The 11405-nt window shown below is 50.1% G+C and carries 11 protein-coding genes; 5 read left to right on the top strand and 6 right to left on the bottom strand.

The window, feature by feature from the left end; translation table 11 throughout:
- Window positions 1-447: 447 nt before the first annotated feature.
- Window positions 448-657 (bottom strand): hypothetical protein, encoded by a 210-nt coding sequence (locus tag ABYW01_RS05675; protein ID WP_372831530.1) that lies wholly within the window; start codon window positions 655-657, stop codon window positions 448-450.
- Window positions 658-915: 258 nt separating this feature from the next.
- Here ABYW01_RS05675 and ABYW01_RS05670 point away from each other — a divergent pair, with 258 nt between their 5' ends.
- The gene (locus ABYW01_RS05670; RefSeq protein WP_372831529.1) at window positions 916-1578 is read left to right on the top strand and encodes a YceH family protein; all 663 of its coding nucleotides are present in this window, start codon (window positions 916-918) and stop codon (window positions 1576-1578) included.
- Window positions 1579-1674: 96 nt separating this feature from the next.
- Here ABYW01_RS05670 and ABYW01_RS05665 read toward each other — a convergent pair whose 3' ends face one another.
- From ABYW01_RS05665 to ABYW01_RS05655, 3 genes are all read right to left on the bottom strand, one after another.
- Entirely contained in the window at window positions 1675-1908 is a 234-nt protein-coding gene (locus ABYW01_RS05665; RefSeq protein WP_372831528.1) for a YdcH family protein, read from the bottom strand.
- Window positions 1909-2256: 348 nt separating this feature from the next.
- Complete coding sequence (locus ABYW01_RS05660) at window positions 2257-2352, bottom strand: TauD/TfdA family dioxygenase (protein WP_372831527.1); 96 nt, start codon at window positions 2350-2352, stop codon at window positions 2257-2259.
- Between the two features lie 297 nt (window positions 2353-2649).
- Entirely contained in the window at window positions 2650-3576 is a 927-nt protein-coding gene (locus ABYW01_RS05655; protein WP_372831526.1) for a LysR family transcriptional regulator, read from the bottom strand.
- A 125-nt stretch (window positions 3577-3701) separates the two neighbouring features.
- On the opposite strand from ABYW01_RS05655, the gene ABYW01_RS05650 reads away from it, so the two are divergent.
- From ABYW01_RS05650 to ABYW01_RS05635, 4 genes are all read left to right on the top strand, one after another.
- Window positions 3702-5189 (top strand): FAD-linked oxidase C-terminal domain-containing protein, encoded by a 1488-nt coding sequence (locus ABYW01_RS05650; RefSeq protein ID WP_372831525.1) that lies wholly within the window; start codon window positions 3702-3704, stop codon window positions 5187-5189.
- Between the two features lie 3 nt (window positions 5190-5192).
- On the top strand, window positions 5193-6302 hold the full coding sequence (gene glcE / locus ABYW01_RS05645; protein ID WP_372831524.1) for a glycolate oxidase subunit GlcE: 1110 nt from the start codon (window positions 5193-5195) through the stop codon (window positions 6300-6302).
- Between the two features lie 42 nt (window positions 6303-6344).
- A complete protein-coding gene (gene glcF, locus ABYW01_RS05640; protein WP_372831523.1) occupies window positions 6345-7565 on the top strand; it encodes a glycolate oxidase subunit GlcF in 1221 nt (406 codons plus the stop codon).
- A 67-nt stretch (window positions 7566-7632) separates the two neighbouring features.
- Window positions 7633-8658 carry a TRAP transporter substrate-binding protein gene (locus ABYW01_RS05635; RefSeq protein ID WP_372831522.1) on the top strand — a complete coding sequence of 342 codons (1026 nt, stop codon included), beginning with the start codon at window positions 7633-7635 and terminating at the stop codon, window positions 8656-8658.
- A 207-nt stretch (window positions 8659-8865) separates the two neighbouring features.
- On the opposite strand, the gene ABYW01_RS05630 is transcribed toward ABYW01_RS05635, so the two are convergent.
- Both ABYW01_RS05630 and ABYW01_RS05625 read right to left on the bottom strand, forming a co-directional pair.
- The gene (locus tag ABYW01_RS05630) at window positions 8866-10485 is read right to left on the bottom strand and encodes a methyl-accepting chemotaxis protein (RefSeq protein ID WP_372831521.1); all 1620 of its coding nucleotides are present in this window, start codon (window positions 10483-10485) and stop codon (window positions 8866-8868) included.
- Between the two features lie 609 nt (window positions 10486-11094).
- On the bottom strand, window positions 11095-11286 hold the full coding sequence (locus ABYW01_RS05625; protein WP_193955309.1) for an RSP_7527 family protein: 192 nt from the start codon (window positions 11284-11286) through the stop codon (window positions 11095-11097).
- Window positions 11287-11405 lie beyond the last annotated feature (119 nt).

The raw sequence follows: 11405 nt of genomic DNA, 5'->3' as shown, positions 1-11405 counted from the left end.
GTATACCCAGTTAAAACGCGCCATCAACACATTTTTTAATATTATGTTTTAATAAACACACAACTTATTGTTTTTATTGTGTTTTTATTTTTATATTTGTTTTAATTTACTGATATTAGAGAAAATTCAAACAAAATCACCACCCCGCCTCCACATCAGAGCATGAACATTCTGCCACTCACAACCTGAACCGGATCTAAAAAACCCTCCCCAAGCAACCGAAGTCCTCAAAGCCACGACCAGGTCTACCCTGAAGCAGATAACGCCCCCTCAACGGAAAGAAAAGAAGGAACTCACACTATAAAGAGAAAGCCTAAAAGCAGGCTCGGGTGACGCGAAAATACAGACAGGGAGATACAAAGCAGAACCCACAAACGGCAGGCATAAAAAAACGCTCCCGTTTAGGAGCGTTTTCACAATACGTAGATTGAAAGCCAAACACTGCCGTCAGCGGCGTACCCATTGTGAGTAATATGCGCTCGTCGCAGAACGACCTGTTTCTCTAACATCCTTTTCCGAGGTCGCCGCCACATCGGCATCAGCCCCCCGCGCTTTCATCGCATGTATAGATGCGCTATCCCTAAGAACAGCATCGCAATGGGTACTCATACCAGTACCGGCTTCATGAACATAACCACTTACGTTTGAATGGATCATGATAACCCCTTGTTTTTATGAGGATAGAGAAAACATATCTGTTTTAATTCCTCCATTTTGCCTGAAAAACAACACACACAGCAAGACCAATTCCGAATCTCTGTTCCAAACAAACAATAACTAATTGATATTAAACATATTTAACAAATAGGTACGTTTTAATTATAACGCGCTCAACAATTACTGGATCGCTTGATCTTTCCGCGATCAGAGCAGACACTAAGTTATACGGAAGCAACCACATCAGGACTGTTAACTATGGACCTAGAGCTAAGCCTTAACGAAACGCGCGTCATTGGCTGCCTGCTAGAGAAGGAAAGCACAACACCTGACCAGTATCCACTTTCCCTAAATGCACTGACGCTTGCCTGCAACCAGAAAAGCAATCGCGATCCCGTCATGCACCTCGATGAAAGCGAGGTTCAGCAAACACTGGATGACCTTGCAGCTAAACGACTGACCCGAGAAGAGAGCGGCTTCGGTAGTCGTGTCGTGAAATACAAACATCGATTCTGCAATACCGAATTCAGCGAACTTCAGTTTACTGAAGGACAACGTGCCATTGTGTGCGTGTTGCTTTTGCGCGGCCCACAAACTCCAGGCGAACTGCGCACCCGCACGCAACGCATACACGAGTTCAATAACGTCCAAGAGGTGGAATCAGCCCTCCAGGCGCTTGGAGAACGCAGCGATGGTGCACTGGTCGTACGTTTACCGCGTGAACCCGGCAAGCGAGAGTCTCGCTTCACCCACCTTTTCAGCGGTGAAGTTGATACCTCTTCCCTTTCACAGACAGCCACCTCTACGGAGAGCGGCAATTCAGACCTGAACGCCCGGATTAACGCATTGGAAGCGACGGTTCAACAGCAGCAAGAGGAAATAGAAGCACTACGAGAAGCACTCACACAACTGCAATCATAGGATGGGAATAATAGGAATAACAGGACGCGTGCATATTCAGGCGACAAGCAAGCCCCCCCAAACTAGAGGGCGGACCTGCCTGTCTATGCTTGCGTTTTACTGCAGCATACGGAAAAGTTCATCCTTGAGCCGAAGTCGGCGCATTTTCATATCTCGAAAACAATCATTCGACACCGATAAACACGCCATTTCCAGACCACGCACACTATGGTCTAGCTTGTGATACTCGGTTGCTTTAGAAGCAAAAACAGGATCTTCCAATTTGAGCGAGTGAATCCGTTCTCTATACTCAGGAAAGTCGGTATACAGGCTGTGATCCAGATCTGACATAAAGCACAACTCCACCAAAGAGGAAGGAACTAAAGCTTTCAGCATCTGCTATAAGTTTAGTAATCAAAGAAAAAGATACCAAACCTGCCATAGTGGCGATTGGCACAAGGCTATAACGATTTTTTCTTAGCAACACAGATCATTCCTACCGTTCTCTCCGGCAGCCCACGCATAAAAAAGCCCACAACAAAGTGGGCAAGAAGAAGTTCATCTGAAACTCTAAGTACTAAAACTGTGTGGCTAAATTTGTTTAGCTATACCACCGTTCGCACGATCGATATTGATAAAGTACTGCTGACCCGCAGGGATCTGAACCCAAAGACGGAACAACAAACGGCACTTTTCCACTTAAGGCCAGTCTTCATAGTCTGTACGGGCATGCATCAACAAGCGGTTATTCACAAACATCATATCCCCCGGCTGCAACATAAAATCAACGTACATCCCAGACAGCCTTTCCCTGTATCCGCTGCATTTTCTGTCCATAGGTTACTCTCTCAATACTCATTTCCGCCCCCAACAAAAAGGAGATATTTTAAGGTATCTGTTGTATTTTTTAGCGACGTTAACCAATTTTAAGGACTTTTAAAAACACTAAAACGCCCTGCACGCCGCTCTTTTTAGAATAACCACAGGGTAAAAAAATACACAAGGGCTGGATTTAAACTTTTCTGACACAGCCCAAAATCAGCACGCCCTCCTAACAAACAAGAAAAATTAATAGAATATTCATTTAAATTTTTAGACCAATACTTCGCCATCTAATTCACCGCTCTCACACAGCGACTGAATCACCTCCACAATCAACCCCTCCAAAGCCCGGCAAGCGGTTGAAACCGGACGATCCTGCAGACGTACCAACGAATGAATTCTATCGATCGATGGCTCTATAATCCGCAACGCGTTCAGCTCCCCCCGCCGCAACTCCGCATTCATCACATCACGTGGAACAATCGCATTAGCGATACCGCTGTTCATCATGCAACGCAGAATCAAACCGGTATCCTGCTCGTACTGAATATTCAGCGGCCATCGTGCCTCCAGCGCTGTTTGCTCGATATGCATGCGGATGTTGTGAGGCCGCGAGGGCGCCACCAGCGGATAGTTCGACAGCTCCTCGAACAGGATAGCGCCATCTTCACGTTCACTTTCCAGCCCCTGCCCCACCAGATACAACGACTCCCGATACACCGGCATCACGTGAGCTTCAGCCAGGTCTGCTGCGTTCGGAATCAACCCAAGATCCGCCTTACCGTCCGCAATGCGCTGTACCGCGACGAGACTCATGGCGTCCAGAATTTTTAACTGAACATCAGGAAAACGTTTGGCGCACTCACTCAGCAAAGGCGGTATCAGCGTGTAGGCTTTGGACGCGTCTATCACCACCCTCACCTCACCCCGCGGTGAAAACTCATCCGAAATCACATCCGTTCGAGCCGTTTCAACTTGTCGCAAAATCAGACGCGCATGGTGAACTAACTTCTCGCCCGCCAGCGTCAGCTGAACCCCTTTGGCGCTGCGCACAAACAAACTCACCCCAAGCTCTTTTTCCAATCCCGCAATCTGATGGCTTAGCGCGGGCTGCGCGATAAATAATTCACGCGCTGCCGCCGACACGCTGCCGACCTCAGCAATCTTCAGGAAATATTTCAGCTGGTTAAATTTCACTCACCCCTCCCACACAAAGTCATACAAAAAACATATGGATAACCATATCAAATATGTATTTTTTTTATTACCCAATCACTTTTACAGTGAATCAGGTCTTTAAGCCAGCCACACGGGGTATATCCATGTCAGCCAGCACCACTCGGAACGACCGCGATCAACTGCTGAGCAACTTGTGCCCCGAGCTCTGCAAAAAAATCCCTGAGCACGCAATAATTACCAATCCAGAAGAACTGAGCGCCTATGAATGCGACGCTTTCACCACCATGCGCCAGCGACCACTGCTCACCGTGCTGCCGGAAACCATAGAGCAGGTTCAGCACGTCATGCGCTGCTGCTTCTCGCTGGAGATCCCTGTCGTGGCACGCGGCGCCGGCACCGGCCTGACCGCGGGCTCAATGCCCGTCGAGAATGGTGTGTTACTCGCCATGACTCAGTTCGACCAGATTCATGAGATCGACCCGACCAACCGGACCGCACTGGTTGATCCCGGTGTACGCAACTTGGCCATCTCCGAAGCGACCGCGCCCTACAACCTCTACTTCGCTCCAGACCCATCTTCGCAGCTCGCCTGCTCAGTGGGCGGTAACGTCGCAGAAAATGCAGGCGGGGTGCATTGCCTGAAATACGGACTGACTGTCCACAACGTGCTTGAACTGGAGATCGTCACCGCAGACGGCACCATGATCACTCTGGGCAGTGCTGCACTTGATAGTGCCGGTTACGATCTGACTGCTCTGATGTGTGGTTCAGAAGGGCTGCTCGGCATCGTGGTTAAGGTGCGGGTAAAGCTGCTACCCAAGCCTGACTGCGCCAGCGTTCTACTCGCCGCGTTCGCCACAATCGAAGATGCTGGCACCGCCATTGCCGCTATCATCGGCGCCGGCCTGATACCCGCCGGGCTTGAGATGATCGATCAGACAGGCATTCGCGCCATCGAAGAGCTGATGCATGCGGGCTATCCGACTGATGCGGCAGCGGTCATCATCTGTGAACTGGATGGCGGCAAGGAGGAGGTGGCCGACGAACTGGATAGCGTTATCGATATCCTGAAGCACTTTAATGCCTCTGACATTGAGATCGCACAGACTCCGGAAGACAGCAAGCGCATATGGGCCGCCCGCAAAGCAGCCTTTCCGGCACTCGCTCGATTGGCACCTGACAACTACATTATGGACGGCACGATTCCACGGCGAGCGCTGGCTCAGGTATGGAAACAGATCAATGTATTAGCCGACCAATACGACCTGCTGGTTGTAAACGTTTTCCATGCTGGCGATGGAAACATGCATCCCTCTATTCTCTTCGACTCATCCGACGATGATCAGCACAAACGCGCATTTGAACTGGGCACCCGCATCCTTGAACTCTGCGTTGAAGTTGGCGGCACCATCTCGGGCGAACACGGCATCGGCCTCGAAAAGATCAACCAGATGTGCCTGCAGTTTTCAGAGAAGGAACTCACTCAGTTTCACGCGCTGAAACAGGCTTTTGACGCAAAAACACTACTCAATCCGGGCAAGCAGATCCCTACACTGGCTCGCTGTGCGGAATTTAACGCCATGCACGTTCATCACGGCGACATGCCCTTCCCTCATCTGGAGCGATTTTAAGCCATGACTGCCCAGGCAACCGTACAGCCAAGATATCCCGCCGCAGTACAACAGGAGCTCATCGACTCTGTTAGGCAGGCATTTGAACAGCGCCAGCCACTTAAGATCGTTGGCGGCGGCAGCAAAGCCCATTACGGTCGCGCTGTATCAGGCAAAGCACTGACCATCAATGAGTACCAGGGGATCATCAATTACGAGCCATCTGAACTGGTGATCACCGTTCGCGCTGGCACACCTCTATATGTAGTAGAAGCCGCATTGGCCGAACAGGGACAGATGTTGGGATTTGAGCCACCCGCCTTTTCCCGCAACGCAACTATCGGCGGTACCATCGCCTGTGGCCTATCCGGCCCACGCCGCCCCTATGCAGGTGCAGCACGCGACTTTGTACTGGGCGTTACGATGATCAACGGGCGTGGTGAAATCTTGAAGTTTGGCGGCCAGGTTATGAAAAATGTCGCTGGGTACGATACGTCACGACTGATGTGCGGCGCACAAGGCACGCTAGGGGTGCTGCTAGACATCAGTTTAAAGGTCATCCCGATGCCCGCCTACGAAGAAACACGCGTCATAACCGCCAACCAACAGCAGATGCAGACATTACTGGCCAGGCTGGGTTGCCAGCCGGTTCCTCTGTCTGCCACCCTTCTGCATAACGATCAACTCTACCTGCGCTTCTCCGGCGCAAAAGCCGGAGTGAGCGCGGCCGCCAACCGTATCGGTGGAGATTCACCGAACTCAGCCACCACGTTCTGGCAGCAACTGAAAGAACAGCAACATCCTTTCTTTGATCGCGCCCGAGATGAAGGCGAAACCGTATGGCGCTTGTCGCTCCCCCCCTCTGCCGCAGATATTCCTGACGCCCTCGTGAGTGAGCAGATCATCGAATGGGGAGGCGCACAACGCTGGGCCTACAGTCGTGATAACAGCATGAATCTGCGGACGTGGTGCCAAGAGAACGACGGTCATGCCACCTGCCTTAACCATCAAGAAACATCGAAACAGGTATTCACACCTCTGACCACCGACCTGCTCTATCTCAGCCAGCGTATAAAAAACAGCTTCGATCCCGCGCATATTCTGAATCCTGAACGCTTATACCCTGGGCTTTGAATACCTCAGCTCGCGCCTCTCTGATTAAAGGACCCCACACCCGTGCAGACGAACATCGCAGAACACATTAAATACAGCCCACTGGGCCGGGAAGCAGACGCCATCCTACGCAAGTGTGTGCATTGCGGTTTTTGTCTGGCCACTTGTCCGACCTACAGCGTGCGCAAAAACGAGCTGGAAAGTCCGCGCGGTCGGATATATCTGATTAAAGAGGCTCTGGAAGGCAAGCCCGTTACTGCCAGCACACAACAACATCTGGACAGCTGTTTAAATTGCCGATCGTGTGAAACAACCTGCCCAGCCAGCGTGCCCTATCACCGCCTGTTAGAGATTGGCACCCAGATCGTGGAACAAGAGATCCCGCGATCACTGCAGCAAAAAGCTTTACGCCGTGCCATATTGACAGTTCTGCCCTACAGAGCCCGATTCACCCCGGTTCTGCGCACGGCACAGCTCCTGCGCCCCATTCTGCCTAAACAACTCAAAGACAAAATCCCAGCTAAACAGCCTATACAAGCACAGCACCTGACTGCCCAAACACGCAAGATGCTCATATTAGACGGCTGCGTTCAGCCTGCGCTGGCACCAGACATCAATGCTGCCACGGCACGAGTACTGGCCAAATTGGGTATCTCCCTGCAAACAGCCAAGAAAGCGGGTTGCTGTGGCGCGATAAGTTACCACCTGAATCAACAGAGCGATGGACTCAACTTCATGCGCCAAAATATTGATGCATGGTGGCCTTACATAGAATCGGGCTGCGAAGCGATCATCATGACCGCCAGCGGGTGCGGCACCACCGTTAAAGAATACGGCGATCTGCTCAAGAACGACCCTCTCTATGCAAAAAAAGCGGCGCGCATATCATCATTAACGCAAGACTTGTCGGAAATACTCTCGCAGGAACCCGTTGAACAATTGAACATCCGTTCATCCACCAGCGTGGCATTTCAGTGTCCCTGCTCCCTCCAGCACGGACAGGGCTTATCCGGCAACGTAGAACAATTGCTAAGCCGCATGGGATTTGCACTCAAACCCGTTGCTGATGGGCACATCTGTTGCGGCTCTGCCGGCACGTATTCCATCTTTCAGCCCGAACTGGCACAAGAACTGCGCGACAAGAAACTAAAACACCTGAATGCTTCCAACGCGGAGGCATTCACCAGCGCCAATATCGGCTGCATAGCCCACCTATCCGAACGTTCGGAGAAACCGGTCCAACACTGGATCCAACTGGTCGATGCTGCACTGAGCAACAACTAACAATCCTGTTCAATTCAATCCAGAGCCTTATATTATGAAGGCATTACAATAAAAAGAAGGACGCCTTATGACACTCAAAAAACTTATGACCGCAACCGCCACGCTTTCACTTGGCCTGGCCCTATCAGCAAGCGCAATGGCCGAAACCATTATGCGCGTATCCAGTTGGCTACCCCCCACTCACCCGCAAAATGCCGTTGTGCTAAAAACCTGGGGCGAGTGGATTGAAGAAGCCACGGAAGGACGGGTAAAGATGCAGGTTGAATATGGCATGGGACACCCAAAAACCATGTTCGATCTGGTAGAAGATGGCGCCGTTGATGCCAGCTGGAGCGTACACGGTTATGTTCCCGGCCGCTTTAAACTGACTGAATCAGCCGAACTGCCAAATCTGAACGCGAATGCGGAAGCCGCATCCGTTGCCCTGTGGCGCGTACACCAGAAATATTACAAGCAAGCCAATGAGCATGAAGGACTTCTCGTCGCGGCACTCTTCACACACGGACCGGGCCAGATCCATTTGGCTGAACCCATCCAGTCACTGGCTGAAATGAAGGGACGTAAAATTCGTCTGGGTGGCGGTATCCAATCCACACTGGGTAAGCGCATGGGTGTAACACCTGTGGGAGCGCCGGCACCGAAAGTGTATGAAATGATGCAGCAGCGCGTCGTAGATGGTGTATTTATTCCAACGGGCGAACAGAAAACCCTGCGCCTGAACGAAGTGACCAAACAACTGGTATTACTGCCGGGCGGCATGTATGTCATGAGCTTTTCCGTCTTTATGAACCCTGATTTTATGAGCGGACTGAGCCAGAAAGATCAGGACGCGATCATGGCTGTGTCAGGTGAGAAACTGTCTGCACTCGCAGGACGCGCATGGGATGAAGGCGATGCGAAAGGACTGGAAACCGCACGCAAGGCTGGCGTGTCTATTCTTGAGGTTAAGTCCGGCGATCCAATCCATCAGGAGTTTCAGGCAATGATTCAAGGGATCGACGAAGATTATCTTGAGCGCGTTGCCGATCGAGAGATTGATGCTGCTGCCGCGCTGAAGGAACTGCGTGAGATTGCACGCAACTATAAACAGTAATTTCCGCCTTTCAAATCGAAAGGCCAAACGACCACCACCATAAACCTGCCAGATCAACCCTCTTTCAGGGCGGCAGGTTTCGGGCCCAAGATAACGGATTTAAAAGGGGCATCAATAGCTTTACGCCGACGGCGTAACCTTGAGAGGCCGCATTAAAAAACCTGCCATATGGCAGGTTTTTTAATCTGTATAACAATATCCCTGGCTCTAATTAGCCCCAACCTTAAAACACTGCACACGCGACTGGAGCTTCTTCATTTCATCGCTGATTGTGTTTGACGTGTTGACCGTCTGCTGCGTTGTTGCAGTCGTCTGACTGGCAACCGACGCAATACTGCTGACATTACTATCAATTTCCGAAGACACTTTGATCTGCTCTTCGGTTGCGACAGCAATTTGGCTGGTCATTGCGGCGATAATGTTCACTGCATCAACAATCTTACCGAGTGCATCATTAGCCTCGGTGGTTTGTGACACGCTCAGTTCAGCCATCTCCTGACTCTGCTGCATCGCATTCACCGCTTCGTTAGCATTCCCCTGCAACGCCTCGATAGTAGCCTTAATTTCTTTGGTTGAATCCTGAGTACGCTGTGCAAGCGTACGTACTTCGTCGGCTACGACTGCGAACCCGCGCCCCTGATCACCCGCGCGGGCGGCCTCAATCGCTGCATTAAGCGCGAGGAGATTGGTCTGCTCAGCAATCCCTGTTATCACCGAGAGTACGTTACCAACAGCAATACTGTCTTGTCGAAGTTTTTCAAGAACCGTAGACGCATTAGCGACCTGACTCGCCATATCCTGAATATTATTCTGAGTGCTGACCACCACTTTCTGTCCGCTGGATGCTTCCTGATCAGCCTTCTCTGCCGCCTCCGCGGCTTGTTGGGCATTATTGGAAACCTCCTGCACGGTGGCAGTCATTTCATTCATGGCAGAAGCCACTAGGCTAAGCTGCATATTCTGCTCATCGACGCCTTGTGCAGTCTGACCGAGATCTGTTGACATGCGGCTTGTGCCGGACGATACCTCCCCCGCAGCCTGGCTTACATTTTGAATCAGAACACCCACCTGAGAGAGCATTTCGTTGTAAGCAGTAAAAATTTCACCTATCTCATTATCGCGGTCGTGTACTTGCAGCTTGCGCGAAAAATCCGCCTGACTAACCGCCTGCAGGTGCTGCTTCAGATGCTCGATATGCTGCATCAGCCACGTCATACCAAACATACGCCCCAACACGACAAGAAAGAGTATGCCGAGTGTTGTAAACATCGCCAGATATTGCTGATTTCTTGCGTCAACGTTTGCAGCGGCCGCCATCATGCCAACGGCTGTATTCATTACCTTCAGCACCTGAGGAGCAAGCTGCTGAATTGCAACAAGCTCAGTATGTTCCGGACTGTCGAGGTAATTGATCAGATTGGATTTGTAGGCCGCCCAGGTATCTTCAACCTCCTTGAGCTGATTCAGTGTGGCTGGATCTTCAACAGCCTCAATACCCAACTCCACATCGCCATGCTTCAAACCGGCATGAACCTTCTCAAAGCGAGCAATTGAACGCTCAACGGTACTGCGTTCTTCCACCCCCTGCGCCACAAGAAGCACCTCCTTAGCAACACGCTGACTGATCATGCGCTGTGCACCCGCGAGGTTAATCGAGTCAGCACTGGCCCCCATGTTGATGTAGAGCGACACTGCGGAGATACAGGCAAATATGAAAATAAGGATGTAGGAAAACAGAAATTGCTTATCAATTGTTTTAAGACCAACAGACCTTAAGATCTTTTGAACAACTGTTGCGATAAACCATCGAAAACTATTCTGTTCCATTCATCCTTCCTTCTATCGACCTACAGTTTATGGGGGTTCGGGCCATTAAGAATAGCAGATAAAAAAGACTACAACGGCAGAATTAATACAAATTTCACAATAAACACTCATTTAAAAATCACACTAAATCCGTCTTTCTTTGATATCGATCATTTATTGCAACTCATTATTATGAAAAGGATTTTAGCACCTTTACATCAGATTAAATCATTACAAATATCCAGAACCCCACCAACCAAATTCAAACAAAAATAAAACCCACCCAGACCCCATAATGGAAGGCCCATGATTGTCTGAATAATGAGTAGAATTAGACGCATAACCGACACCAACTTATTCAGAGCAATGCCTAAAAATAGGCAGCACGCCGCAATACGAGTCCAGGTAGCGGTGTAATCAGACCGCAATTCTGATCACCGCCAACAGACAGGAGGTTAGAGTCGTTGCTAACGTATAGGAGGCAGTAACAAATAAGGCGATGTTGTGAATGGGTACGAAGTGTTACGCAATGCTCGTCAGTTAAAAACAAGCGAGATGGAAACAATAGAAAATAGAAGCATAAAAAAGCCCACCAAGAGGTGGGCTAAAAAACAACAACAAGCTAGAAGCTTAGTGTCCAAACAAGGTTTGCTGTGTAGGAATACGCTCGAACGTCACTTTCGTTTTAATCCAAGCTTTGACGGCTTGTAGCATCTCTGCCATCGCTTCACTGCGCGCATCATGAGCTTTCTGTACGTAGTAGTCCGCATCTACCTGACCGTACTGATTAAGACGAATGGATGGATCGTATTCCTGTGGCATTCTGGTCCCCAAAATTAAGAGAGAAAATTTCAATTTTTTGTCACACATCGCTGATGAAAACTAAAAGCTCGATGATGTAACCTTCAAGCAAGACACTGTCGTTGCAGTACTTCAGTGCT

The sequence above is a fragment of the Pontibacterium sp. genome (assembly GCF_041587635.1).
GTDB lineage: Bacteria > Pseudomonadota > Gammaproteobacteria > Pseudomonadales > Balneatricaceae > Pontibacterium.
The sequence above is the reverse complement of the archived record's forward strand: the minus strand, read 5'-3'. Positions and strand labels throughout refer to the sequence as shown.

What these genes read in the sequence shown, in the direction of transcription:
- ABYW01_RS05675 (WP_372831530.1), bottom strand. Translation starts at nt 657, where the DNA reads ATGATCCATTCAAACGTAAGTGGTTATGTTCATGAAGCCGGTACTGGT.
- ABYW01_RS05670 (WP_372831529.1), top strand. Translation starts at nt 916, where the DNA reads ATGGACCTAGAGCTAAGCCTTAACGAAACGCGCGTCATTGGCTGCCTG.
- ABYW01_RS05665 (WP_372831528.1), bottom strand. Translation starts at nt 1,908, where the DNA reads ATGTCAGATCTGGATCACAGCCTGTATACCGACTTTCCTGAGTATAGA.
- ABYW01_RS05660 (WP_372831527.1), bottom strand. Translation starts at nt 2,352, where the DNA reads ATGTACGTTGATTTTATGTTGCAGCCGGGGGATATGATGTTTGTGAAT.
- ABYW01_RS05650 (WP_372831525.1), top strand. Translation starts at nt 3,702, where the DNA reads ATGTCAGCCAGCACCACTCGGAACGACCGCGATCAACTGCTGAGCAAC.
- glcE (WP_372831524.1), top strand. Translation starts at nt 5,193, where the DNA reads ATGACTGCCCAGGCAACCGTACAGCCAAGATATCCCGCCGCAGTACAA.
- ABYW01_RS05635 (WP_372831522.1), top strand. Translation starts at nt 7,633, where the DNA reads ATGACACTCAAAAAACTTATGACCGCAACCGCCACGCTTTCACTTGGC.
- ABYW01_RS05630 (WP_372831521.1), bottom strand. Translation starts at nt 10,485, where the DNA reads ATGGAACAGAATAGTTTTCGATGGTTTATCGCAACAGTTGTTCAAAAG.
- ABYW01_RS05625 (WP_193955309.1), bottom strand. Translation starts at nt 11,286, where the DNA reads ATGCCACAGGAATACGATCCATCCATTCGTCTTAATCAGTACGGTCAG.